The organism is Stenotrophomonas africana, assembly GCF_013004645.1.
Lineage (GTDB): Bacteria > Pseudomonadota > Gammaproteobacteria > Xanthomonadales > Xanthomonadaceae > Stenotrophomonas > Stenotrophomonas africana.
The window spans coordinates 48,026-72,997 of sequence record NZ_JABEME010000014.1 but is presented as its reverse complement, the minus strand read 5'-3'; the positions used below and the strand labels follow the sequence as shown (position 1 = coordinate 72,997).

General features: G+C 65.7%; 16 protein-coding genes. 10 read left to right on the top strand and 6 right to left on the bottom strand.

Annotation, left to right across the window (positions count from 1 at the left end):
- Nucleotides 1-307: 307 nt before the first annotated feature.
- From HLA98_RS18805 to HLA98_RS18780, 5 genes are all read left to right on the top strand, one after another.
- Entirely contained in the window at nucleotides 308-1,693 is a 1,386-nt protein-coding gene (locus HLA98_RS18805; protein ID WP_057500406.1) for an NAD-dependent succinate-semialdehyde dehydrogenase, read from the top strand.
- Between the two features lie 63 nt (nucleotides 1,694-1,756).
- Entirely contained in the window at nucleotides 1,757-3,397 is a 1,641-nt protein-coding gene (locus HLA98_RS18800; RefSeq protein WP_057500407.1) for an acetolactate synthase large subunit, read from the top strand.
- A 177-nt stretch (nucleotides 3,398-3,574) separates the two neighbouring features.
- Nucleotides 3,575-5,086, top strand: coding sequence for a lysine--tRNA ligase (gene lysS, locus HLA98_RS18795; protein WP_010482504.1), 1,512 nt, complete (start codon nucleotides 3,575-3,577; stop codon nucleotides 5,084-5,086).
- Nucleotides 5,087-5,291: 205 nt separating this feature from the next.
- On the top strand, nucleotides 5,292-6,431 hold the full coding sequence (gene rpfG / locus HLA98_RS18790) for a cyclic di-GMP phosphodiesterase response regulator RpfG (RefSeq protein WP_006364528.1): 1,140 nt from the start codon (nucleotides 5,292-5,294) through the stop codon (nucleotides 6,429-6,431).
- Nucleotides 6,424-9,156, top strand: coding sequence for a response regulator (locus HLA98_RS18780; RefSeq protein ID WP_057500408.1), 2,733 nt, complete (start codon nucleotides 6,424-6,426; stop codon nucleotides 9,154-9,156). The genes rpfG and HLA98_RS18780 overlap by 8 nt, the downstream gene beginning before the upstream one ends.
- Nucleotides 9,157-9,168: 12 nt before the next feature.
- On the opposite strand, the gene rpfF is transcribed toward HLA98_RS18780, so the two are convergent.
- The 5 genes from rpfF to betI all read right to left on the bottom strand — a co-directional run bounded on the left by rpfF (nucleotide 9,169) and on the right by betI (nucleotide 16,036).
- The gene (gene rpfF / locus HLA98_RS18775) at nucleotides 9,169-10,038 is read right to left on the bottom strand and encodes a diffusible signal factor synthase RpfF (RefSeq protein ID WP_012480080.1); all 870 of its coding nucleotides are present in this window, start codon (nucleotides 10,036-10,038) and stop codon (nucleotides 9,169-9,171) included.
- A gap of 200 nt (nucleotides 10,039-10,238) precedes the next feature.
- Nucleotides 10,239-11,915 carry a long-chain fatty acid--CoA ligase gene (locus tag HLA98_RS18770; RefSeq protein ID WP_057500409.1) on the bottom strand — a complete coding sequence of 559 codons (1,677 nt, stop codon included), beginning with the start codon at nucleotides 11,913-11,915 and terminating at the stop codon, nucleotides 10,239-10,241.
- A 235-nt stretch (nucleotides 11,916-12,150) separates the two neighbouring features.
- The gene (gene betA / locus HLA98_RS18765; protein ID WP_014647009.1) at nucleotides 12,151-13,833 is read right to left on the bottom strand and encodes a choline dehydrogenase; all 1,683 of its coding nucleotides are present in this window, start codon (nucleotides 13,831-13,833) and stop codon (nucleotides 12,151-12,153) included.
- Between the two features lie 101 nt (nucleotides 13,834-13,934).
- Nucleotides 13,935-15,407 carry a betaine-aldehyde dehydrogenase gene (gene betB, locus HLA98_RS18760; protein ID WP_014647010.1) on the bottom strand — a complete coding sequence of 491 codons (1,473 nt, stop codon included), beginning with the start codon at nucleotides 15,405-15,407 and terminating at the stop codon, nucleotides 13,935-13,937.
- 38 nt (nucleotides 15,408-15,445) lie between these two features.
- Nucleotides 15,446-16,036 (bottom strand): transcriptional regulator BetI, encoded by a 591-nt coding sequence (gene betI, locus HLA98_RS18755; RefSeq protein WP_005409501.1) that lies wholly within the window; start codon nucleotides 16,034-16,036, stop codon nucleotides 15,446-15,448.
- A 170-nt stretch (nucleotides 16,037-16,206) separates the two neighbouring features.
- Here betI and HLA98_RS18750 point away from each other — a divergent pair, with 170 nt between their 5' ends.
- Together HLA98_RS18750 and HLA98_RS18745 are read left to right on the top strand one after the other, a co-directional pair.
- The gene (locus HLA98_RS18750; RefSeq protein WP_029379823.1) at nucleotides 16,207-17,757 is read left to right on the top strand and encodes a BCCT family transporter; all 1,551 of its coding nucleotides are present in this window, start codon (nucleotides 16,207-16,209) and stop codon (nucleotides 17,755-17,757) included.
- 265 nt (nucleotides 17,758-18,022) lie between these two features.
- Nucleotides 18,023-18,466 carry a hypothetical protein gene (locus HLA98_RS18745; protein WP_057500410.1) on the top strand — a complete coding sequence of 148 codons (444 nt, stop codon included), beginning with the start codon at nucleotides 18,023-18,025 and terminating at the stop codon, nucleotides 18,464-18,466.
- A 124-nt stretch (nucleotides 18,467-18,590) separates the two neighbouring features.
- Here the strand turns inward: HLA98_RS18745 and acnA are convergent, their stop codons facing one another.
- A complete protein-coding gene (acnA, locus tag HLA98_RS18740) occupies nucleotides 18,591-21,344 on the bottom strand; it encodes an aconitate hydratase AcnA (RefSeq protein ID WP_057500411.1) in 2,754 nt (917 codons plus the stop codon).
- Nucleotides 21,345-21,645: 301 nt separating this feature from the next.
- Here acnA and HLA98_RS18735 point away from each other — a divergent pair, with 301 nt between their 5' ends.
- The 3 genes from HLA98_RS18735 to acnB are packed head-to-tail and all read left to right on the top strand — an operon-like array spanning nucleotide 21,646 to nucleotide 24,910.
- Nucleotides 21,646-21,870, top strand: coding sequence for an AbrB/MazE/SpoVT family DNA-binding domain-containing protein (locus HLA98_RS18735; protein WP_005409505.1), 225 nt, complete (start codon nucleotides 21,646-21,648; stop codon nucleotides 21,868-21,870).
- 6 nt (nucleotides 21,871-21,876) lie between these two features.
- Nucleotides 21,877-22,275 carry a type II toxin-antitoxin system VapC family toxin gene (locus tag HLA98_RS18730; protein ID WP_005409506.1) on the top strand — a complete coding sequence of 133 codons (399 nt, stop codon included), beginning with the start codon at nucleotides 21,877-21,879 and terminating at the stop codon, nucleotides 22,273-22,275.
- Nucleotides 22,276-22,318: 43 nt separating this feature from the next.
- Nucleotides 22,319-24,910: a bifunctional aconitate hydratase 2/2-methylisocitrate dehydratase gene (gene acnB / locus HLA98_RS18725; RefSeq protein WP_057500412.1), complete on the top strand. Its 2,592-nt coding sequence runs from the start codon at nucleotides 22,319-22,321 to the stop codon at nucleotides 24,908-24,910.
- The last annotated feature ends 62 nt before the right edge of the window (nucleotides 24,911-24,972 follow it).

Below are 24,972 nucleotides of genomic sequence, written 5' to 3'. Positions count from 1 at the left end.
AGGCGGGGTGGGTCCGGTTGAGGGGGCGTGAGCCGCATGGATGCGGCGACCGAGCTTACATGGACGTACTTGCAGCGCCCCCCTCAACCGGACCCACCCCGCCAACCCACGGAATGCGAGCTTCTGCCGTTGACGTTGCTCTGGCTTCGGCGGGTGCAGGGCGCAGCCCTGCCGGCACCTCCCCCCATTCAGACAGGTAAGTGCAGGTCACAGGATAAGCAGACGCCTTGTTGCCTCCGCCAATCGGGTCCACATTCCTGTGCAGGAGACGGGCCACCGCCCGTTGTCGAGACAACAGGAGCCCTGCATGTCCGCTGCCCCCAGCACTGCCATTTCGCGCGATCCGGCCACCGGCCAGCAGATCGCCAGCCATCCTTTCGCCACCGAAGCCGAACTGGAAACAATCCTCGACCGCGGCCAGGTCGGTTTCGCGGCCTGGAGTGCCAAGAGCCTCGAACAGCGCGCAGATGTACTGCGTGCGATGGCGGCGGTACTGCGCCGCGACCGTGAAAAGCTGGCTGCGCTGGCTACCGCCGAAATGGGCAAGGTCCAGGCCGAATCCCTGGCCGAAATCGAGAAATGCGCCGTGCTGTGCGACTGGTATGCTGACAACGGCGCGAAGTTCCTGCGCGACGAACCGACCCAGGTGCCCGACGACAAGGCTTACGTGTCCTACCTGCCGCTGGGCGTGGTGCTGGGCATCATGCCGTGGAACTTCCCGTACTGGCAGGTGATGCGCGCGGCGGTGCCGATCCTGATGGGCGGCAACGGCTTCCTGTTGAAGCCGGCCGAGAACATCGTCGGTACCGCGCAGCTGCTCGACGCCGCCTGGCGCGACGCCGGGTTGCCGGAAGGTACCTTCATCGCCGCCAACATCAGCCGCGAGGGCACCAGCCGTGCCATTGCCGACGACCGCATCGCGGCGGTGACCCTGACGGGCAGCGTGGCTGCCGGCCGCAGCATCGCCGCCCAGGCCGGGCAGGCGCTGAAGAAGGTGGTGCTGGAACTGGGCGGCTCGGACCCGTTCATCGTGCTGGCCGACGCCGATCTGGACGCTGCCGTCGATGCGGCCGTGGCTTCGCGCTTCCAGAACACCGGGCAGGTGTGCATCGCCGGCAAGCGCATCATCGTTGAAGCCGCGATATACGACCGTTTCGTGGCGCAGTTCTGCCAGAAGGTGCAGGCACTGACCATTGGCGATGGCCGCGACCCGGGCAACCGCATTGGCCCGATGGCCCGCCAGGACCTGCTGGAACAGCTGGACGCGCAGGTGCGCGCTTCGGTGGACGCGGGCGCGAAGCTGCTGGTCGGTGGCCATCAGCTGGATCGCCCGGGCGCTTTCTATGCCCCCACCGTGCTGGCGGACGTGGAGCCGGGCATGCAGGCCTTCGACACCGAAACGTTCGGGCCGGTGGCCTCGATCAGCCGCGCCCGCGATGCCGATCATGCGGTGGAGCTGGCCAACCAGAGCGAATTCGGCCTCAGCGGCAACCTGTGGACCGGCGACCGCGCCGGTGCGATGCAGCTGGCGCGCCGGCTGCAGACCGGCGGCGTGTTCGTCAACGGATTCTCTGCCTCCGACCCGCGCGTGCCGATCGGCGGCGTGAAGAAGAGCGGCTTCGGCCGCGAACTCTCGCACTTCGGCATCCGCGAGTTCGTCAACGCGCAGACGGTGTGGTTCGACAAGCATTGACGCGCAGCTTCCATCCTTCCTGCAACGATCCATCACCAGTCCAGCGAAAAGGACGGCATTCCAATGTCCAAGGGTTCAGATCTGCTTGTCGCCGCGCTTGAGAACGAAGGCGTCGAGCGCATTTTCGGCATTCCCGGCGAAGAGAATCTCGACGTGGTCGAGTCGCTGCGCCATTCCAGCATCGAGCTGGTCATCACCCGCCACGAACAGGCGGCGGTGTTCATGGCAGCCACCTATGGCCGCCTGACCGGCAAGCCCGGCGTGTGCCTGGCCACGCTCGGCCCGGGCGCGCTCAACTTCACCACGGGCGCGGCCTATGCGCTGCTCGGTGCATGGCCGGTCATCATGATCACCGGCCAGAAGGGCATCGTTGCCAGCAAGCAGGCGCGCTTCCAGATCGTCGACATCGTCAGCACCATGAAGCCGCTGACCAAGCAAGCGCGGCAGATCGTCTCGGCGCGCACCATCCCGACCATCGTCCGCGAGGCGTTCCGCACGGCGCTGGAAGAGCGGCCCGGTCCGGTGCTGCTGGAGCTGCCCGAGGACATCGCGGCTGATGAGGTCGGGGACGTGGCGCTGATTCCGCCGCACGCGGTGGATCGTCCCATTGCCAGTCCGGAGGCGCTGGACCGCGCTGCGGAGATCATCCGCAACGCCAAGCGACCGTTGCTGATGATCGCTTCTGCGGCGTCGCGGCCGCAGTCCAGCGAAGCGCTGTCGGCGTTCGTGCTGCGTGCCGGTATTCCGTTCTTCACCACGCAGATGGGCAAGGGCGCGGTGGCCGGTGGATCGGGCCTGTACATGGGCACTGCGGCGCTGACCGAGCGCGACTACGTGCACATGGCCATCGACCAGGCCGACGTGATGGTGACAATCGGCCATGAGGTCACCGAGAAGCCGCCGTTCGTGATGCGCCCGGGGGGGCCGACCGTGATCCATATCGGCTATTCGCAGGCGGCGGTGGAGCAGGTGTACTTCCCGCAGGTGGAAGTGATCGGTGATATCGGCCGCGCGCTGACCCAGCTGGCCGACCGTATCGAAGGCGCGGTGCCGAATGCTGACGCGCTGCTGCCGCTGCGTGCGACCATTCTGGAACACCTGGCTGACCGTGCCGAGGAAGCTGGATTCACCCCGCAGCGGCTGGTGCACGACGTGCGCCAGGTGATGCCGCCGGACGGCATCGTGGCGCTGGACAACGGCATGTACAAGATCTGGTTTGCGCGGAATTACCGCACCCAGGTAGCCAACACGCTGCTGCTGGACAACGCGCTGGCGACGATGGGTGCGGGCCTGCCGTCGGCGATCATGGCCTCGATCCTGTATCCGCAGCGGCGGGTGCTGGCGGTGTGCGGTGATGGCGGTTTCATGATGAACAGCCAGGAGCTGGAAACGGCGCGCCGGCTGGGTCTGAACCTGGTGGTGCTGATCCTCAACGACGGCGCCTACGGCATGATCCGCTGGAAGCAGGCGGTGGATGGCTTCACCGACTACGGCATGACCTTCAGCAATCCCGATTTCGTGAAGTATGCCGAGGCCTATGGCTGCAAGGGGCATGAGGTGACGGCCATCGAGCAGTTCATCCCGACGCTGGAGGCGGCCTTCAACGAGGGAGGGGTGCACCTGGTGTCGGTGCCGGTCGATTACTCGGAGAACCAGCGGGTGCTGGTGGACGAGCTGCGGCAGGCGTTTCCCGGCAACGGCTGACGCCGGGCCAGGCGCTCCTGTGGGTGTCGACCTTGGTCGACACGCGGACCGCTGACCAAGGTTGGCGGTCCTCCGGGCGGGTCCGGCCCAGGGCCGGGGCAGGGCGGTTTTGGTATGCTGGGCAACCGGCTGTGCCGGGCGCAGCATCCCCCCTCACTACACGATTCCCGCAGATCCATGAGCGAAGCTACCGATACCCCCCCCGTCGACGAAAACAAGTTGATCGCCGAGCGCCGTGAGAAACTCAAAGCGCTGCGTGGGCAGGGCATCGCGTACCCGAACGACTTCCGTCGCGAGGACTTCGCCGGCCGCCTGCAGGAAGAATTCGCCGATGCCGAACAGTGGACCGCCGAGGCCCTGGAAGGCAACGGCCGCCAGGTGAAGATGGCGGGCCGCCTGATGGCCAAGCGCATCATGGGCAAGGCCAGCTTCGCGCAGATCCAGGACGAGTCCGGCCGCATCCAGCTGTTCCTGCAGGGCACGGTGCTGGGCGATGCCTATACCGCCTTCAAGGGCTGGGACGTGGGCGACATCATCGCCGTCGAAGGCGGCCTGACCCGTACCAAGACCGGCGAGCTGTCGGTCAAGGCCGAATCGATCCGCCTGCTGACCAAGTCGCTGCGCCCGCTGCCGGACAAGTGGCATGGCCTGGCCGACGTCGAGCAGCGTTACCGCCAGCGTTACGTCGACCTGATCGTGACCCCGGAATCGCGCGCGGTCTTCATCAAGCGCTCGAAGATCATCCGCGCCATGCGCGCGTGGCTGGACAACCGCGACTTCCTGGAAGTCGAGACGCCGATGATGCATTACATCCCCGGCGGCGCGGCGGCCAAGCCGTTCACCACCCACCACAACGCGCTGGACCTGGACCTGTACCTGCGCGTGGCGCCTGAGCTTTACCTCAAGCGCCTGACCGTGGGTGGCCTGGAGCGCGTGTACGAGATCAACCGCAACTTCCGCAATGAAGGTGTCAGCACCCGCCACAACCCGGAATTCACCATGATGGAGCTGTACGAGGCCTACGCCACGTACAACGAGATCATGGACCTGACCGAAGGCGTGATCCGTGACGTTGCCAAGGCCGTCAACGGTGGCACCGAGGTCGAATGGGACGGCGCGAAGATCGACCTGGGCCCGGCATTCCGCCGCTGGCGCATGGACGAGGCGGTGCGCCACCACAATCCGGAAATCTCTGCGGCGGACTGCACCGACCGCGACGCGCTGCTGCGCCATTGCGAGCGCTTGAAGATCCGCGTCAAGCCGTCGTACGGCTGGGGCAAGCTGCTGTTGGAGATCTTCGAGGCCACCGTCGAGCACACCCTGATCCAGCCGACCTTCATCACTGATCATCCGGTGGAAGTCTCGCCGCTTGCCCGCGCCAACGACAACGATCCGGGTTACACCGACCGCTTCGAGCTGTTCGTCAACGGCAAGGAACTGGCCAACGGCTTCTCCGAGCTGAATGACCCGGAAGACCAGGCCCAGCGCTTCCAGGCCCAGGTGGCCGCGAAGGAAGGAGGCGACGACGAGGCCATGCACTACGACGCCGACTATATCCGTGCGCTGGAGTACGGCATGGCTCCGACCGGCGGCCTCGGCATCGGTGTCGATCGCCTGGTGATGCTGCTGACCGGTAGCAGCTCGATCCGTGACGTGCTGCTGTTCCCGTACATGCGTCCGGAGCAGTAAGTCGTCTTTTTGACTCCTGTTTGTGCGCGCCGTCGCGAAATGAGACGGCGCGATTGACGCCTCCCGCACTCGGCGTATCGTTAATGCACTACCTTGACGTCTGTTGTGGCTTGATCGGCGTCAGGGGGAGTGCGCATTGTGGAGAGTCCGCTTCACAATGTGATGACGATCATGAACCGGGACGCATGACACGGGAGTCAGGCCGATGCAGGGTGCGAGCGTTCGCAGCGGCAGGGTATCCTCGCCTGCTGATGATCCAGCATGGTCGAGAAACCAGGCAGAGTACGCGTTGAACATCGTCATTGTTGACGACCAGACGTCCGCCCGGACGATGCTGCGTCACGTCATCGAGGACATCGCGCCCGAACTGAGCGTGTATGACTTCGGTGACCCGCTGACCGCATTGGCCTGGTGCGAGGCGCATCCGGTCGACCTGCTGCTGCTCGATTACCGCATGCCGGAGATGGACGGGCTGGAATTTGCCCGTCGTTTCCGCCGCCTGCCCAAGCACCGCGACATTCCGGTGATCCTGATCACCGTGGTCGGCGATGAGCCGATCCGGCAGGCCGCGCTGGAAGCGGGCGTCATTGATTTTCTGGTCAAGCCGATCCGCCCACGCGAACTGCGTGCGCGCTGCTACAACCTGCTGCAGCTGCGCCAGCAGACCGAGAACGTGAAGCAGCGGGCGTTGTCGCTGGAGCAGCGCCTGCTGGCGAGCATGCACGAGGTCGAGGAACGCGAGCGCGAGACCCTGTCGCGATTGGCGCGGGCGATCGAGTTCCGTGATGCCGGCACCAGCGCCTACCTTGAGCGCATGGCACGCGTGGCGGGGTTGATTGCCGAACAGCTCGGCCTGCCCGAAGACGACGTCCGCCTGATCGAGATGGCGGCGCCGCTGCACGACATGGGCAAGATCGCCATTCCCGATGCGGTGCTGCTCAAGCAGGGCAAGCTCAACGACGAGGAGCTGGCGATCATGCGCCGGCACCCGCGGATTGGCCATGAGCTGCTCAGTGGCAGCCAGAACCGTTTCATCCAGGTCGGTGCGCTGATCGCGCTGCGCCACCACGAGCGCTATGACGGCAGTGGCTATCCTGATGGCCTGGTCGGTGAGGCGATCCCGCTGGAAGCGCGCATCGTCGCCGTCGCCGACGTTTTTGATGCCCTGATTTCGCCCCGTCCGTACAAGGAAGCATGGACCATGGAAGCCACACTGGCTTATCTGTACGCCCAGCGTGGCCGCCTGTTCGATCCACGTTGCGTGGATGCGCTGATGCGCGGCCACCAGCAGTTGATGGATATCTGCGCCCAGCACTCGACGGCATCGACGCGACCGGGTGGGTGACGTGCAGGACCTGTTCGCACGCGTGAAGCGCCGGTTGGCGCAGCGTCCGGATTCGGAGCATGGCCAGGCGATCGTGCGAGTGGCGCTGATTTCGCTGATCCTGGTCTATGTGCTCCTGTCGGGCGCTCGACTGCACCGCCTGGAGCAGTACCAGGGCGTGCTGGCAACGGTGTTGACCGGGCTGGGTCTGTCGCTGCTGCTGTTCGGCTGGCTGCTGTGGAAGCCTGACCGCTCCGATCCACGGCGGGCCATCGGGATGCTGGCCGACTATGGCCTGATCGCAGTCGGCATGATCCAGATGGGCGAACCGCTGGCGTGGGTGTATGCGGTGGTGATGTGGGTCACGGTGGGCAACGGCCTGCGCTTCGGGTCGCGTTACCTGGCCGCTGCCATCGTGCTGGCGATGGCCAGTTTCGGCACCACCGTGCTGTTGACCCCTTACTGGCAGGCCAACCTGGGCCTGGCCATTTCCCTGTGGTTGGGGTTGCTGGCAGTACCGTTGTGCTGCTCCTCCCTGCTGCGCCGAAGGATGCGACATCCGACCATGGATACGACTCCCGCCGCTGGCTCCGACAAGCGCTCGCTGCTGGCCCGCTTCAAGCAGCGCCTGTCCGGGCGCGAGGACAGCGAGCACGCGCAGAACCTGATCCGCATCATCATCACGGCGCTGTTCATCAGCTATCTCGGCTGGCGCTCGCTGAGTGGTGGCGGTGAGGCGCTGACGGCGACCTGGCTGATCCTCGCTTTCGAGCTGACCATCTCCGCCGGCCTGCTGACCGCGATCCTGGTCAATCCGGGCGTGTCGCATGTGCGCCGGGTGATCGGCATGCTGACCGACTACACCTGCATGGCCTGGATCATGACGATCCAGGGCGAGCCGGCCGCACCGCTGTATGCGGTGATGCTGTGGGTGACGATCGGCAACGGCATGCGCTACGGCAGCACCTACCTGCGCGTGGCCACGGCCATGGGCTGCCTCGCCTTCCTGTGTACGGTGATGCTGTCGCCGTACTGGCGCAGCCACGATTATCTGGGCTGGGGCCTGCTGCTGGGCCTGGGCGCGATTCCGCTGTACTTCGATTCGCTGCTGCATGCCTTGACCCGGGCGGTGGCCGAGGCGCGCCAGGCCAACGAAGCCAAGAGCCGCTTCCTGGCCAACATGAGCCATGAGTTCCGCACGCCGTTGAACGGGCTGGCCGGCATGACCGAAGTGCTGGCCACCACCCGCCTGGACGACGAACAGCGCGAGTGCCTGAACACCATCCAGGCCTCGACCCGCAGCCTGCTGGCGCTGGTGGAAGAGGTGCTGGACATCTCCGCGATCGAAGCCGGCAAGGTGCGCGTGGAGTGGCATGAGTTCGCGCTGGCCGACGTGCTGCAGGCAATCAACCTGATCCTGACCCCGCAGACCCGTTCCAAGTCGCTCGATTATCGCGTGCAGGTGGACGACAACGTGCCGCCGCGCCTGCTGGGAGATGCCGGGCATCTGCAGCAGATCCTGCTGAACCTGATGGGCAATGCGGTCAAGTTCACCGACAGCGGTTACGTGCATCTGCGCGTGTCCAGCCCCGATGCGCTGGGCAACGAGCGGATGCGGCTGCGATTCGAGATCGTCGATACCGGCATCGGCGTACCGGTGGCGTTGCGCGGGCGCCTGTTCAATGCCTTCGAACAGGGCGATGTCGGCCTGGCCCGACGCCATGAAGGCACCGGTCTGGGCACCGCCATTGCCAAGGGCCTGGTGGAATCGATGGGCGGGCAGGTCGGCTATGCGCCGAACAGCCCGCGCGGCAGCGTGTTCTGGGTCGAGATCACACTGGACGTCGCAGACACCTCTTCAGCCCCGACGGTTCCGTCCGAGGTGGCTGAAGCCGGCAATGTCATCGCGTTTTCCAACCCCTTCCTGCGCCATCGCGCACGGGTGCGCAGCCTGCGGGTTCTGGTGGCCGACGACCATGAAGCCAACCGCATGGTGCTGCAGCGGTTGCTGGAGAAGGCCGGCCACAAGGTCACCTGCGTCAATGGCGGTGCCGAAGTGCTCGATGCGTTGGAGCAGGCCAGCTACGACGCCGCGATCGTCGATCTGCACATGCCCGGCATGAGCGGACTCGACCTGCTCAAGCAGCTGCGGGTGATGCAGGCCAGTGGCATGCCTTACGTGCCGGTCATGGTGCTGAGCGCGGACGTCACCCCCGAATCGATCCTGCGTTGCGAGCAGGCCGGTGCCCGCGCCTTCCTTGCCAAGCCCGTGGTGGCCACCCGCCTGCTGGAAGTGCTGGCCGATGTTGCCGCCAACACCCGCGCCGAGTCCGGCATCCAGTCGGTGCCGGCACTGCCGGTCGGCGATGGCGTGCTCGATACCGCTGTACTGGACGAGTTGGCATCACTGGGCATGGGCGATGGCTTCGAACGCAAGTTCATCGACCAGTGCCTGGCGGACGTGGACGCGAGCATGGGCCAGCTGCAGGGCTGCGGCGAGCGCCAGGCGTGGGAGGATTTCCGCGAGCACGCCCACGCGCTGCGTGGCGTGGCGAGCAACCTGGGGCTTGTCCAGGTTGCCGCCTCCAGTGGCGAAATCATGCGCATGGCGGACTGGCAGCTTAAGGGTGAATGGAGCTCCCGCCTCGGCAACCTGGCGACCGCGCTGCGCAACGGCAGGAATGCGTTGGCCGCCCGTAGTGCGGGGGCACCACACCGCGACGACAGCGAGCGCAGCCCGTCCTGACCCGCCAGACGATCAGGCCGGGTCGCCATTGCGCCGGGCCTGCGCCCGTACCAGCCGATCCATGGTGCGCAGGGACTTCTCGCCCAGCTGCATGGCGGTGTCCACCCAGATCTCGGTGATCCGCATCATTTCATGCAGCGGCACCATGGTGGCGATCTCGTTGACCTCACGCATCGCCGCCCACGCGTGCGGAATGCGCCGGCTTTCCTTGATCACCTGTTCGACTGCGGCAACGCCTTCGCCCACCGGCACCACGATGTCGACCAGGCCCATTTCCTTCAGCTGGCTGGCGGTGTAAAGGTTGCCTTCCAGCATGATCTTCTCGGCCAGTCGTGGGCTGATCCGCTGGCACAGGAAGGAGTAGGCGCCCATGCCCGGGAACAGGTCGAACAGCACCTCCGGCAGGCCCATCAGCACGCCTTCCTCGGCGACGATGGTGTGGCAGCTGAGTGCAGCCTCGAAGCCGCCACCCAGTGCATTGCCCTGGACCAGGGCGATGCTGTGGGCACGGGTTCCCAGGCCGGCATGGAAGGCATGCACGCCGCGCACGCAGCGCTGGGCATAGTCGAGCAGGCGGGCGCGGTCGCCTTCGCGGATCAGGCGGCAGAACAGTTCCAGGTCGCCGCCCAAGTTGAATACGTCACTGTCCGAGGCAAGAACGACATGGGGTGACAGAGCGTGCGAGGCGCTGAGGCGATCGCCCAGTTCGCGCTGGTAGTCGACGATGTCATCGACCAGGCGCGAGGCGAAGCACGGGCGGCCCGGCTGGTTGACCAGGTTGGCGTGCATGTGGATCCAGTAGACATCCCGCTCGGGCTCTTCGGTGATGCGCAGGGTAGGGTGCTGCGAGGGGCGGGTGATGATGGGGCGTACTGCGGACATGGGAGTTCTCCGTGTGACCGTCCGGCCAACCGCAGAGCGGACGGAGAGGAGTGGAGGGGGCGAGCTGAACGTGCGGCGGCGACTGATTCTATGCACCCGTCGTGAACCGCCCGCAAGCACTGAACTGGCCATGTTCCAGTAATAGAAAGACCCCGCCGTCTCCGGCGGGGTCCCTGTGCTGCTCGCTTGCCCGGAAACCCTTACTGGGCGGGCGTATCACGCAGCTCGCGACGGAGAATCTTGCCGACGTTGGTCTTCGGCAGCTCTTTTCGGAATTCTACGATTCTGGGGTGCTTGTAACCGGTCAGGTTTGCCCGCGCATGTTCCTTGACCATTTCCGCGGTCAGGTTCGGATCCTTCTTCACGATCACGACCTTGACCACTTCGCCGGACTTCTCGTCCGGGACACCGACGGCAGCGACTTCCAGCACGCCCGGCATCATCGCGATGACGTCTTCGACCTCGTTCGGGTACACGTTGAAGCCGGACACCAGGATCATGTCCTTCTTGCGGTCGACGATATAGAAGAAGCCCTGTTCGTCCATCTTGGCCATGTCGCCGGTGTGCAGCCAGCCATCCGCATCGATGGCGGTGGCGGTTTCTTCCGGGCGCTGCCAGTAACCCTTCATCACCTGCGGGCCCTTGATGCACAGCTCGCCCACTTCGCCCAGCGCCAGGATGTTGCCGTTGTCGTCCTTGATGCAGGCATCGGTGGACGGGATCGGCAGACCGATGGCGCCGTTGTACTCGGGCAGGGTGAGCGGGTTGATGCAGGCTGCCGGCGAGGTTTCGGTCAAGCCGTAGGCTTCAACCAGGGTCACGCCGGTGACCTTCTTCCAGCGTTCGGCCACGGCACGTTGAACCGCCATGCCGCCGCCCAGGGTGAACTTGACCGACGAGAAGTCGATCTCGTCGAAGCCCGGAGTGTTGAGAAGGCCGTTGAACAGCGTGTTGACGCCGGTGATGGCGGTGAAGCGGGTGCCCTTGAGCTCCTTGACGAAGCCCTTCATGTCGCGCGGGTTGGTGATCAGGTGGTTGCAGCCACCGAACTTCATGAAGACCAGCCCGTTCGCGGTCAGCGCGAAGATGTGGTACAGCGGCAGGGCAGTAATGATCACTTCCTTGCCCGGCTCGATGCCCGAGGTCGACAACCATGCCGACGCCTGCTGCATGTTGGCGATCAGGTTGCGGTTGGTCAGCATCGCGCCCTTGGCAACGCCGGTGGTACCGCCGGTGTACTGCAGGAAGGCAATGTCGTCGTGGTCGATCTCGACCTTCGGAAGCGTGTGGTGGCTGCCCAGCTTGAGCGCCTGCTTGAAGCGGACGGCGCCCTTGATGTGGTAGTTGGGAACCATCTTCTTGACGTACTTCAGCACGAAGTTGACGATCGCGCCCTTGGCACCGAGCAGGTCGCCCAGGCCGGTGGTGATCACGTGCTTGACCGGCGTATCGGCGATGACCTGCTCGACGGTGTCGCCGAAGTTGTCGACCACCACCAGCGCACTGACGCCGGCGTCGACCAGCTGGTGCTTGAGTTCGCGCGCGGTGTACAGCGGGTTGACGTTGACCACGGTCAGGCCGGCGCGCAGCACGCCGAAAGTGGCCACCGGGTACTGCAGGCAGTTGGGCATCATCAGGGCGACGCGGTCGCCCTTCTTGAGCTTGAGCTCACCCAGCAGGTAGGCGGCGAACCGGGTGACCAGCGCATCGGTCTCACCGTAGGTGAGCACCTTGCCGAAGCTGGAGTAGGCGGGGCGGTCGCGGAATTTCGCGACGGAAGCGTCGAAGACCGAGGCGACCGAATGGAACTCGTTGACGTCGATTTCGGCGGGAACGCCTTTCGGATAGCTCTGCAGCCAGGGACGATCCAGACTCATATTCCCCCTCCAGGAATCGTGATGTTTTAGGTTTCGGCCCTGAGCGTAGCGACAATGGCCGTTCATTGCAGCATACCCCGCCGTAGGGAAAACGCGAAGAGGGGTTCGCGGAGGCTGCAACGGTAGGTGCCGACCTTGGTCGGCACGGGATTGCGAGGGGGGCGCTGTGGAGATGTGCCCACCAAGGTGGGCACCTACCGGTTTGGGGTGTGAGTCGGCAGAAGGGCCGTCTGCGTCAGCCCTGCTTGCGCACCGGTGCGCCGTTGGCCTTGTAGTACGGCGCGGTGCTACGGGCGAGCGGGGTGCGGCCGCGGATCACGTCGGCCAGCTTCTCGGCCATCATGATGGTCGGCGCGTTGAGGTTGCCGGTCACCACCTGCGGCATGATGGAGGCATCGACGATGCGCAGGCCTTCCAGCCCGTGTACGCGGCCCTGGCCATCGACAACCGCCATCGGATCGTCGGCATGGCCCATCTTGTTCGAGCACGACGGGTGATAGGCAGTCTCGGCGTGCTCGCGCACGAACGCATCGATCTGCGCGTCGGTCTGCAGCGCGCTTCCCGGCGAGATCTCGCGGCCGCTGTACGGGGCCAGCGCCGGCTGCGCGAAGATCTCGCGGGTGATGCGGATCGCCGCACGGAACTCGCGCCAGTCCTGGTCGTGCGACATGTAGTTGAACAGGATGCTCGGATGTTCGCGCGGGTCCTTTGAGCGCACGTGGATGCGGCCGCGGCTGGGTGAGCGCATCGAACCGACGTGCATCTGGAAGCTGTGCGCCTTGATCGGGTTGGAGCCGTTGTAATTGATCGCCACCGGCAGGAAGTGGTACTGCAGGTTCGGCCAGTCGAATTCGGCGTCGCTGCGGATGAAGCCACCGGCCTCGAACTGGTTGCTGGCGCCGATGCCGGTGCCCAGGAACAGCCACTCGGCACCGATCGCCGGCTGGTTGTACAGCTTCAGTGCCGGCGCCAGCGACACCGGCTTCTTGCACTCGTACTGCAGGTACATCTCGAGGTGGTCCTGCAGGTTGGCGCCGACGCCTGGCAGGTGGTGCACCAGGTCGATGTCCAGGCTGCGCAGCAGGTCGGCCGGGCCGACGCCCGAGCGCTGCAGGATCTGCGGCGAGGCGATGGCGCCGCCGCACAGCAGCACTTCGCGGCGGGCGGTGGCGCGCTGCGGCTGGTCGCTGTGCAGCCACTGCACGCCCACCGCACGCTTGCCCGAGAACAGGATGCGGTCGGTCAGCGCGTGGGTGACGATGGTCAGGTTCGGGCGCGGCTTGGCCAGGTCCAGGTAGCCGCGGGCGGTGCTGGAACGACGGCCCTTCGGGGTCACCGTGCGGTCCATCGGGCCGAAACCTTCCTGCTGGTAGCCGTTGAGGTCGTCGGTGCGCGGGTAGCCGGCCTGCACGCCGGCTTCGACCATCGCAGCGAACAGCTCGTTGTTGCCGGCCTTGGGCGTGGTAACGCGCAGCGGGCCGTCGCCACCGTGGTAGTCATTGGGGCCGATATCACGGGTTTCGGCCTTGCGGAAGTAGGGCAGGCAGTCCAGGTAGGTCCAGTCTTCCAGGCCCGGCATGCTGGCCCAGTTGTCATAGTCCATCGCGTTGCCGCGGATGTAGCACATGCCGTTGATCAGCGACGAGCCGCCCAGGCCCTTGCCGCGGCCGCAGTCCATGCGGCGGTTGTTCATGAAGGGCTCCGGATCGGTCTTGTACGCCCAGTTGTAGCGCTTGCCCTGCAGTGGGAAGGCCAGTGCCGCCGGCATCTGGGTACGGAAGTCGAGCCGGTAGTCCGGGCCACCGGCTTCCAGCAGCAGCACGCTGACATCGGCATCTTCGGTGAGGCGGGTAGCCAGCACGTTGCCGGCCGAACCGGCGCCGATGATGATGTAGTCGTACTCGTTGTGGGTGCTCATGGGTGTCTCCTGCAGGCCGGGGCGCGCTGCATGCAGGCGTCCCGGCGGGATGTCGGATCGGCGCGGTGGCCGGACGATGGGGCGTGCTGGCGGCGCGCCGGTCAGAACACGCTGGCGTAGTCGCCCAGCTCGACCTGCACCGACTTGATGCGGGTGTAGTGGCCGAGGGTCGAGATGCCGTTCTCGCGGCCGACGCCGGATTCCTTGTAGCCACCGACGGGCATTTCGGCCGGCGATTCGCCCCAGGTGTTGATCCAGCAGATGCCGGCTTCCAGGCGGTGGATGATGCGGTGGGCGCGGCTGACATCCTTGCTGACCACGCCGGCGGCGAGGCCGAAGGTGGTGTCGTTGGCACGACGCACCACTTCGTCTTCGTCGTCGTAGGCGAGGATGCTCATCACCGGCCCGAAGATCTCTTCCCGGACAATCGTCATGTCATCGCGGCAGTCGGAGAACACGGTCGGCAGCACGTACGCGCCATTGGCCAGCGCGCCTTCGGTGGCACGGCCGCCGCCGGTCAGCAGGCGGGCGCCTTCGGCCTTGCCGCTTTCGATGTAGCGCAGCACGTTTTCCATGTGCGGGAAGCTGGTCAGCGGGCCGAAGTTGGTCTCGGCGGCCATCGGGTCGCCGATGCGGATGCGCTTGACGCGCTCGACAACGGCGGCCTCGAACGCGGCCAGCATGCTGCGCGGCACGAACACGCGGGTGCCGTTGGTACAGACCTGGCCGGAGCTGAAGAAGTTGGCCATCACCGCGATGTCGGCGGCGCGGTCCAGATCGGCGTCATCGCAGATCACCAGCGGCGACTTGCCGCCCAGCTCCATGGTCACTTCCTTCAGCGACGAGGACGCCGCGCTGGCCATGACCTTCTTGCCGGTGGCGACGCCGCCGGTGAAGGAAATCTTCTCGATCACCGGGTGCTCGGTCAGCCACTGCCCGATCTCGCGGCCCGGGCCCTGCACGACGTTGAACACGCCGGCCGGCACGCCGGCTTCGGTGTAGATCTCGGCCAGCCGGATCGCGGTCAGCGGGGTCACTTCGGACGGCTTGAACACCATCGCATTGCCGGCGGCGAGGGCCGGGGCCGACTTCCACATGGCGATCTGGATCGGGTAGTTCCAGGCGCCGATGCCGGCCACCACGCCCAGCGGTTCGCGGCGGGTGTAGAAGAAGCTCGATTCGCGCAGCGGCAGCTGGATGCCTTCGATGGCGGTGGCGAGGCCGGCGTAGTACTCGACCACGTCGGCGCCGGTAACGATGTCCACGGTGGTGGTTTCGGCCAGTGCCTTGCCGGTGTCCAGGGTTTCCAGGTGCGCCAGTTCGTCGTTGCGCTCGCGCAGGAGCTCGACGGCGCGGCGCAGGATGCGCGAACGCTCCATGGCCGTCATCGCCGCCCACACCTTCTGGCCTTCGGCCGCGCTCTGCACGGCGCGCTCGACGTCGGCCTGGCTGGCGACCTGCACTTCAGCGATCACCTCACCGGTGGCCGGGTTGACGGTCTTGAAGGTCTTGCCGCTGGTGGCATCGACGCGCTGGCCGTGGATGTAGAGCTGTTGGACGGGCAGGGTGGTCATGGGGCGTACTCCTTGGAAGGGGGCGGGTGCTGAAGCGCTTATAGCGCGACAGCCTGCAACTGGAAGTCGATATAGCCGTAAGCGATGCGCCGGGACTTCTCGGCATTGAACTGGCCGCCGACCAGGCTGCCGCGCAGCCACAGGCCATCGATCATCGCGGCCAGGCCGCGGGCGGCCAGGCGGGCCTGCGGGTGGGGCAGCAGGCGGTTGAACTGGTGGCACAGGTTGGAGAACAGGCGCTGGTCGTTGGCGCGCTGCAGCCGGGCCAGTTCCGGCTGGTGCATGCTCGCGGCCCAGAAGGTGAGCCAGACGCGCATGGCGGTGCCGTTGATCTGGCTGTCGTCGAAGTTGCCATCGACGATGGCGCGCAGCTGCTCGCGCGGGTCGTCGCTGGCGTCGGCGCGGTAGCGGGCGACGGCGTCCTTCAGCTCACGCAGGATCTGCCGCATTGCAGCATTGAGCAGGCCGTCCTTGTCGCCGAAGTAGTGGGCGACGATGCCGCTGGACAGCCCTGCCTTCTTCGCGATGGTGGCGACGGTCGCATCGGCCATGCCGATCTCGTCGATGGTCTGGAAAGTGGCCCGGATCAGCTGCTCGCGCCGTACCGGTTCCACGCCTTTCTTCGGCATTGTCTCTCCACGGATTGCGACCCGAAGGATCGGGCTGCCCGCCATTATGCTTTTTATTGATTGAACGTTCAATCAATAAACCCTAGGATGCGCTCGCGCCCCACGCCATGGGCCCGGTTTACCGGTCCGGCCCCGCCCATGTGCTCCCTCGGACTTGATGAGACGACCCCATGTCTTCCCTGGCTCATCCCAAGCGTTCGCCCCTGCGCTTGAACCGTTTTGTCTTCTTCAGCTCCTCGGTGTCGATCGGCATCCTCGGGCTGCTCACCGTTCTCTATCCCGAAGGCAGCGAGCACTGGCTGCAATGGGCGCAGGCCGAGGTCTCGGCGGCGTTCGGCTGGTGGTACATGCTGCTGATCGTGCTGTGCCTGGGCTTCGTGCTGTGGCTGGCGTTCTCGCCGTATGGCCGCATCCGCCTGGGCCACAACGAGGAATCACCGGCCTTCGGCTACGTCGCCTGGGTCTCGATGCTGTTCTCGGCCGGCATCGGCATCGCGCTGCTGTACTACGGCGCCTACGAGCCGCTGGACCATTTCCTCAATCCGCCCGGGCAGCCCGGCGGCACCGTGGCCGCCGGCCGCGAGGCGATGGTGCTGACCTTCCTGCACTGGGGCCTGCACGGCTGGGCGCTGTATGCGCTGGTCGGCGTGGCACTGGGCTATTTCGCCTACCGCCGTGACCTGCCACTGGCGCTGCGCTCGGCGCTGTACCCGATCTTCGGTGAGCGCATCCATGGCCGCATCGGCGACATGGTGGATGGCTTCGGCATCCTGGCCACGCTGATCTCGATGGTGACCAACCTCGGCATCGGCGCGCTGGTGGTGCAGTCCGGCCTGGTCTACCTGTTCCACATCCCGGATACGCCGCAGGTGCTGGTGGCGATCGTGCTGGTGATGATGGTGGTGGCCACCATCGGCGTGGTTGCAGGCGTGGAAAAGGGCATTGCCTGGCTCTCCAACCTCAACGTGCGCCTGCTGTGCGGCCTGCTGCTGTTCGTGCTGGTCACCGGCCCGACCCTGCACCTGTTCGATGGCTTGATCCAGAACACCGGCGATTACCTCGGTGCGTTCGTGCGCAAGAGTTTCGACATGTACCTCAACGACCCGAAGGGGCGTGAGTGGATGGGCTCGTGGACGCTGTTCTACTGGGCCTGGTGGATCGCCTGGGCGCCGTTCGTCGGCCTTTTCGTGGCGCGCATCTCGCGTGGCCGCACCATCCGCGAGGTGATCATGGGCGTGCTGCTGATCCCGCTCGGTTTCACCCTGGCGTGGCTGTCGATCTTCGGCAACACCGCCATCGACCTGGTGCTCAACCATGGCCAGGCGATCCTGGGTGACGTGGCCCAGCACGATGCGGCGATGACGCTGTTCAAGCTGCTGGAATACCTGCCCGGCGCGCCGTACGTGGCCGGTGCTGCGGTGGTGATCGGCTTCGTGCTGTTCCTGACCCCGGTCGATTCGGGCACGCTGATGATCGCCAACCTGTGTACCCGTCGCGTTGACGATGGCGTGGAAGATGGGCATGACGCGCCGATCTGGCTGCGCGTGTTCTGGGCGGCGGGTATCACCGTGGCCAGCGTTGGCCTGCTGCTGGCCGGCAACTTCAGCGCGATGCAGACGGCGGTGGTGCTGTGCGGCCTGCCGTTCTCGTTCACCCTGGCGTTCTACATGTGGGGCCTGCTGAAGGCGCTGCGCACCGACCCGGACGCACCGCGCCGGTGATCGGGCACCTGGCGCCCATCGCGGTGCCGCCGGAGATGCCGTAGAGCCAGGGCATGCCTGGCTGCGGAGAAACAGGAAGGGCCGGATCCGCGAGGATCCGGCCCTTTTGTTGGATGGCCGACCAGCAGTCGACTCTACCCAGACCGAAGCGTTGTCCGCTGGCCAGGCGGTGGCCCCGGTCACATGAAGTTTCGTAGCATTCTGAAAGACATGCAGGACCGTTCGTGGCAATCATTGTTCAACGATCCTTTTCCGGAGTTGAGTCATGGTCCGAATTCTCGGCTGCGCGCTGATGGTCTCGTTCTCCGTGATGGCCCACGCGGCGCCGGATGCGCTGGAGCAGCTGAATTTTCCGGTGACCGCGCTGGGTGAAACGGCGGAACTTCGCTTGCGGCTGGCACCGCATCCAGGTGGGCTGGTCACGTACTCGATCCACACCAATGTCTATGCCAGTGAGGAGAACAGTGGTTACCGGGTGCTGGATGTGCGCTGCCCGCCGGGCTTTCTCTCCAGCGTCTACCGGGGAAACACCGGTGCGGTGTGCTATCGCGTAGAAGAAACGCCGCACCCTGCCGGTGAGATGTCGGTGGTGGTGTTCAACGAGAATGCGCCGGACGGGCATCTTGAGTGGGCGGAAGGTCTTTGGTCGCTGGACGCCAGTGGCCCTCCAGTGAAGACGTCGTGGCACCTGTTTGGTGTCCGGCCGTGATCGGAAGGGTCGATGTGTGACCTGACGCGAGCAGGCCCATGTGTAGACGAGAAGGGCCGGATCCGCGAGGATCCGGCCCTTCGTCCTGCAGTGCCGAGCGCGGGCCCGGCTCTGCAGTTGATCGTTACTTGCTGGCCAGCTGGCGCAGCACGTACTGCAGCAGGCCACCATGGCGGAAGTACTCGACTTCCTTCGGGGTCAGCAGCATCACCGAGACCTCAAAGGTCTTCCTGGTGCCATCGGCCTTGGTGGCGGTGACCGTGGCGCGTTTGCTGGCACCGTCCTGCAGGCCGGTGATGTCGATCACTTCCGAGCCGTCCAGGCCCAGGCTCTGCGCGTTCTCGCCGTTGCGGAACTGCAGCGGCAGCACGCCCATGCCGACCAGGTTGGAGCGGTGGATGCGCTCGAAGCTTTCGGCGATGACCGCCTTCACCCCCAGCAGCAGGGTGCCCTTGGCCGCCCAGTCGCGCGACGAACCGGTGCCGTATTCCTTGCCGGCCAGCACCACCAGCGGCACCTTGTCGGCCTTGTACTTCATGGCCGCATCGTAGATCGCCAGCTTCTCCGGCTGGCCACCGCCGGCGGGGTAGTACAGGGTGTTGCCGCCTTCCTCGCCACCGAACATCAGGTTCTTGATGCGGATGTTGGCGAAGGTGCCGCGGACCATCACGTCATCGTTGCCGCGGCGGCTGCCGTAGCTGTTGAAGTCGGCCGGCTGCACGCCGCGTTCCTGCAGGAAGCGGCCTGCCGGCGAGTCCTTCTTGATGTTGCCGGCCGGGGAGATGTGGTCGGTGGTGATCGAATCGCCGAACAGGCCCATCACGCGTGCACCATGCACGTCGTCGATGCTGCCGGTCTGCATGGTCATGCCATCGAAGTACGGCGGGTTCTTGATGTAGGTGGAGGCATCGCTCCACTCGTACAGGTTGCCGTCCGGCGAGGCGATGGTGTTCCAGCGGGTGTCACCCTTGAACACGTCGGCGTAGTTCTGCTTGAACATCTCCGGGCCGATGGTCGCGGCGATGACATCGCCGATTTCCTTGTTGCTCGGCCAGATGTCGCGCAGGAACACCGGCTGGCCATCGCTGCCGGTACCGAGCGCCTGGGTGGTCAGGTCGATGTCGGTGGTGCCGGCGATGGCGTAGGCCACCACCAGCGGCGGGCTGGCCAGGTAGTTCATCTTCACTTCGGGGTGCACGCGGCCCTCGAAGTTGCGGTTGCCGGACAACACCGAGGTGACCACAAGATCGCCGGCGGCGATGCCGGCGCTGACTTCGGTCGGCAGCGGGCCGGAGTTGCCGATGCAGGTGGTGCAGCCGTAGCCGACCACGTAGAAGCCGATCTTCTCCAGTTCCTTCAGTACGCCGGCCTTTTCCAGGTAGTCGGTGACCACGCGCGAGCCTGGGCCGAGCGAGGTCTTCACCCACGGCTGGCGGTTCAGGCCCTTGGCGGCCGCGTTGCGGGCCAGCAGGCCGGCACCGATCATCACCGCCGGGTTGGAGGTGTTGGTGCAGGAGGTGATGGCCGCGATGACCACCGCGCCATCCTTCAGCCGCACCTTGCGGCCTTCGATCTCGATGTCGGCGAAGCCCTTGGCCAGCTGCTCGTTGCCGACCGCGGCGCCACCGCCCTCATTGACGAACGAGGAGACATCGTCGCTGCGCTTGTCGCGGTTGGTGGTCAGGCCAACCAGCGCTTCGCGGTAGTTCCTCTGTACGTCCTCCAGCAGCACGCGGTCCTGCGGGCGCTTGGGGCCGGCCAGCGACGGCTTCACCGTGCCCATGTCCAGTTCCAGCGTGGTGCTGTACTGCGCGTGCGGGCTGCCCGGCTCGTGCCACAGGCCCTGCGCCTTGGCGTAGGCTTCGACCAGGTCGATCTGTTCTTCGCTGCGGCCGGACAGGCGCAGGTAGTTCAGCGATTCGGCGTCGATCGGGAAGATGCCGCAGGTGGCGCCGTATTCCGGGGCCATGTTGCCGATGGTGGCACGGTCGGCCAGCGGCAGGTGCTGCAGGCCATCACCGTAGAACTCGACGAACTTGCCGACCACGCCGAGCTTGCGCAGCATCTGGGTAACGGTCAGCACCAGGTCGGTGGCGGTGGCGCCCTCGGGCAGCTTGCCGGTCAACTTGAAGCCCACCACCTGCGGGATCAGCATCGACGACGGCTGGCCGAGCATGGCGGCCTCGGCTTCGATGCCGCCCACGCCCCAGCCCAGCACGCCGATGCCGTTGATCATGGTGGTGTGGCTGTCGGTGCCGAACACGGTATCGGGGTAGGCCACCGCCTTGCCATCCTTGTCCGCGGTCATCACCACGCGGGCCAGGTTTTCCAGATTCACCTGGTGCACGATGCCGGTGTTGGGCGGCACCACCTTGAAGTTGTCGAAGGCCTTCTGGCCCCAGCGCAGGAAGCCGTAGCGTTCCTGGTTGCGCTGGAATTCGATCTTGCCGTTGAGGTCCAGCGCGTCGGGCTTGCCGAACACGTCGACCTGCACCGAGTGGTCGATGACCAGCTCGGAGGGAATCTGCGGGTTGATCTGCTCCGGCGAGCCGCCGAGTTTGACCACCGCATCGCGCATCGCGGCCAGGTCGACCACGCAGGGCACACCAGTGAAGTCCTGCAGGACCACGCGCGCCGGCATGAAGGCGATTTCGGTGTCCGGTTCGGCCGCCGGATTCCAGCGGGCCACGGCTTCGATGTGGTCCTTGCCGACGGTGATGCCGCCATCCTCGTGCCGGAGCAGGTTCTCCAGCAGGATCCTCATCGAGTAGGGCAGGTGGGAGATGTCGAAGCGCTGGCCCAGCGTGGGCAGGCTGAAGTAGTCGTAGGTCTTGCCGCCGACGTTCAGCTGGCTTCGGGTGGAGAACGAATCGCTCATGCGGGGTAACTCCTTCTTGCGGATGGCTTGCAGTGGCCCGCGCATGGGCGGACCTGCTTGCGTTTGCCGCGGGCCTGGTGGCCCCGGAAGTTCCAGTATGAACCCGAAACTGAATGGATTCACCCGGGCCGGGTTCGGCCTGCGGCATCGGTTCCAGACTACAGGGGAGGGTGTATGGCGTATGTCACGTTTGTGGCCGATCCTTTGCGAGGCAAGGGCTGGCGGGGTGCCGGTCCTGTTCAGGGTGGAAGTATGCCCAAGGAAGTATGTATAATTTGTGCATACTCTGGAGGGCCTACCGATGGAAGCCACTGTTGCAGAACGCGGACAGATCACCCTGCCCAAGGCGGTGCGTGATGCCCTCGGCCTGACCAAGGGCACGCTGCTGAAGGTCGAACTGGACGGCAGCCGCATCATCCTGCGCAAGAGTGTTGACGATGCCATTTCACGGGCGCGCGGCAAGTTCGCGCTGGACGGCTTTGAGTCGTCCGACGCGGCGGTGCGTGCGGTGCGTGACGAGGAATAAGCCGTGATGATCGCCGTCGATTCGCCGGTACTGGTCGAGCTGCTCAGCAATGGTCCGCAGGCCGATGCGGTGGAAGCCATCCTCCGGCAGAGCCTGGTCGGCGGCCGCGTGGTGGTCTGTGGCGCGACCCTGGCCGAAGTCTGCGCATCGCTGCGCGGCGGTGCCGAAGTGCTGGAAGCGCTGGAAGAGATGGGCGTGCACTTCAACCCGATGGAAGCCAAGTCGGCGCTGCGCGCCGGCGAGATGCACCGTCGTCATCGCCAGCGCGGCGGCAGCCGTCGCAGTCTGGACGAATTCATGGTCGGCGCCCACGCACTGCTGCAGTGCGACGGCCTGATCACCTGGAACGACACGTTTTACCGCGACTACTTCAAGGGCCTGAAGCTGATCGTGCCGCAAGCCTGAGCCCACATTGTTTTTTCAACCTACGCATTACCCGGGAGTTGTCATGTTGGAAGCCTACCGCCACCACGTCGCCGAGCGCGCTGCGCTTGGCATCCCGCCGCTGCCGCTGAGCGCGCAGCAGACGGCCGATGTCATCGAACTGCTGAAGAACCCGCCGCAGGGCGAGGCCGAGTTCCTGCTCGACCTGCTGACCCATCGCGTGCCGGCCGGCGTCGATGACGCGGCCAAGGTCAAGGCCTCGTACCTGGCCGCGATCGCCCTGGGCAGCGAGCAGAACCCGCTGATCAGCCGCGAGCGCGCCACCGAACTGCTGGGCACCATGCTGGGCGGTTACAACGTCGCGCCGCTGGTGCAGCTGCTGGACGACGCCAGCGTCGGCACCATCGCCGCCAACGGTCTGAAGAAGACCCTGCTGGTGTTCGATGCCTTCCATGACGTGCAGGAAAAGGCCAAGGCCGGCAACGCCAACGCCCAGGCCGTGCTGCAGAGCTGGGCCGATGCCGAGTGGTTCACCAACAACCCGGAAGTGCCGCAGAGCCTGACCGTCACCGTGTTCAAGGTGCCGGGCGAGACCAACACCGACGACCTGTCACCGGCACCGGATGCGACCACCCGCCCGGACATTCCGATGCACGCCCTGGCGATGCTGAAGAACAAGCGCGACGATGCGCCGTTCACCCCGGAAGAAGACGGCAAGCGCGGCCCGATCCAGCAGATCCTGTCGCTGAAGGACAAGGGCCACCTGGTCGCCTATGTCGGCGACGTGGTCGGTACCGGCTCCTCGCGCAAGTCGGCCACCAACAGCGTGCTGTGGTGGACCGGTGATGACATTCCGTTCATCCCGAACAAGCGCGCCGGTGGCGTCTGCCTGGGTTCGAAGATCGCCCCGATCTTCTACAACACCATGGAAGATGCCGGCGCACTGCCGATCGAGCTGGACGTGTCGAAGATGGAGCACGGCGATGTGGTCGAGCTGCGTCCGTACGAAGGCAAGGCGCTGAAGAACGGTGAAGTGATCGCCGAGTTCCAGGTCAAGTCTGAAGTGCTGTTCGACGAAGTGCGTGCCGGTGGCCGCATTCCGCTGATCATCGGCCGTGGCCTGACTGGCAAGGCGCGCGAAGCCCTGGGCCTGGCCCCGACCGATCTGTTCCGCCTGCCGGTTCAGCCGGTCGACACTGGCAAGGGCTTCTCGCTGGCGCAGAAGATGGTCGGCCGCGCCTGTGGCCTGCCGGAAGGCCAGGGCATGCGCCCGGGCACCTACTGCGAACCGAAGATGACCTCGGTCGGCTCGCAGGACACCACCGGCCCGATGACCCGTGACGAGCTGAAGGACCTGGCCTGCCTGGGCTTCTCGGCCGACCTGGTGATGCAGTCGTTCTGCCACACCGCCGCTTACCCGAAGCCGGTGGACGTGAAGACCCACCACACCCTGCCGGAGTTCATCTCCACCCGTGGCGGCGTCTCGCTGCGCCCGGGCGACGGCGTGATCCACAGCTGGCTCAACCGCATGCTGCTGCCGGACACCGTCGGTACCGGTGGTGACTCGCACACCCGTTTCCCGGTGGGTATTTCGTTCCCGGCCGGTTCGGGCCTGGTCGCCTTCGCTGCTGCCACCGGCGTGATGCCGCTGGACATGCCGGAGTCGGTGCTGGTGCGCTTCAAGGGCAAGATGCAGCCGGGCGTGACCCTGCGTGACCTGGTCAACGCGATCCCGCTGTACGCGATCAAGTCCGGGCTGCTGACCGTGGCCAAGGCCGGCAAGAAGAACATCTTCTCCGGCCGCATCCTGGAAATCGAAGGCCTGCCGGAGCTGAAGGTCGAACAGGCGTTCGAACTGTCCGACGCCTCGGCCGAGCGTTCGGCGGCCGGTTGCTCGGTGCGCCTGAACAAGGAACCGATCATCGAGTACCTGACCAGCAACATCACCCTGCTGAAGTGGATGATTGCCGAGGGTTACCAGGATCCGCGCTCGCTGCAGCGTCGCATCGAGAAGATGGAAGCGTGGCTGGCCAACCCGCAGCTGCTGGAGCCGGATGCCGACGCCGAGTACGCCGCCGTCATCGAGATCGACCTGGCCGACATCCACGAGCCGATCGTGGCTTGCCCGAACGACCCGGACGACGTGAAGACCCTGTCCGAAGTGGCCGGCGCCAAGATCGACGAAGTGTTCATCGGTTCGTGCATGACCAACATCGGTCACTTCCGTGCGGCGGCCAAGCTGCTGGAAGGCAAGCGTGACCTGCCGACCCGCCTGTGGGTGGCCCCGCCGACCAAGATGGACGCCTCGGAGCTGACCAAGGAAGGCGTGTACGGCACCTTCGGCGCCACCGGTGCACGCATGGAAATGCCGGGCTGCTCGCTGTGCATGGGCAACCAGGCGCAGATCCGTGAAGGCTCCACCGCGATGTCGACCTCGACCCGCAACTTCCCGAACCGTCTGGGCCGCAACACCAACGTGTACCTGGGTTCGGCCGAACTGGCCGCGATCTGCTCGCGTCTGGGCCGCATCCCGACCAAGGAAGAGTACATGGCCGATGTGGGCGTGATCGCCGCCAGCGGCGCGGAGATCTACCGCTACATGAACTTCGACCAGATCGAGGAATACCAGGACGTGGCCAAGACGGTCGCTGCCTGATGCGGTAGTGCCGGCCGCTGGCCGGCATCCCGTTGAAACGAAGAACCCCCGGTGAGAACCGG

Coding starts and splice junctions, on each gene's coding strand:
- HLA98_RS18805 (WP_057500406.1), top strand. CDS start 308: ATGTCCGCTGCCCCCAGCACTGCCATTTCGCGCGATCCGGCCACCGGC.
- HLA98_RS18750 (WP_029379823.1), top strand. CDS start 16,207: ATGTCTTCCCTGGCTCATCCCAAGCGTTCGCCCCTGCGCTTGAACCGT.
- acnA (WP_057500411.1), bottom strand. CDS start 21,344: ATGAGCGATTCGTTCTCCACCCGAAGCCAGCTGAACGTCGGCGGCAAG.
- acnB (WP_057500412.1), top strand. CDS start 22,319: ATGTTGGAAGCCTACCGCCACCACGTCGCCGAGCGCGCTGCGCTTGGC.
- HLA98_RS18770 (WP_057500409.1), bottom strand. CDS start 11,915: ATGAGTCTGGATCGTCCCTGGCTGCAGAGCTATCCGAAAGGCGTTCCC.
- HLA98_RS18735 (WP_005409505.1), top strand. CDS start 21,646: ATGGAAGCCACTGTTGCAGAACGCGGACAGATCACCCTGCCCAAGGCG.
- betB (WP_014647010.1), bottom strand. CDS start 15,407: ATGACCACCCTGCCCGTCCAACAGCTCTACATCCACGGCCAGCGCGTC.
- lysS (WP_010482504.1), top strand. CDS start 3,575: ATGAGCGAAGCTACCGATACCCCCCCCGTCGACGAAAACAAGTTGATC.
- HLA98_RS18800 (WP_057500407.1), top strand. CDS start 1,757: ATGTCCAAGGGTTCAGATCTGCTTGTCGCCGCGCTTGAGAACGAAGGC.
- rpfF (WP_012480080.1), bottom strand. CDS start 10,038: ATGTCCGCAGTACGCCCCATCATCACCCGCCCCTCGCAGCACCCTACC.
- betI (WP_005409501.1), bottom strand. CDS start 16,036: ATGCCGAAGAAAGGCGTGGAACCGGTACGGCGCGAGCAGCTGATCCGG.
- HLA98_RS18730 (WP_005409506.1), top strand. CDS start 21,877: ATGATCGCCGTCGATTCGCCGGTACTGGTCGAGCTGCTCAGCAATGGT.
- rpfG (WP_006364528.1), top strand. CDS start 5,292: ATGCAGGGTGCGAGCGTTCGCAGCGGCAGGGTATCCTCGCCTGCTGAT.
- HLA98_RS18745 (WP_057500410.1), top strand. CDS start 18,023: ATGGTCCGAATTCTCGGCTGCGCGCTGATGGTCTCGTTCTCCGTGATG.
- betA (WP_014647009.1), bottom strand. CDS start 13,833: ATGAGCACCCACAACGAGTACGACTACATCATCATCGGCGCCGGTTCG.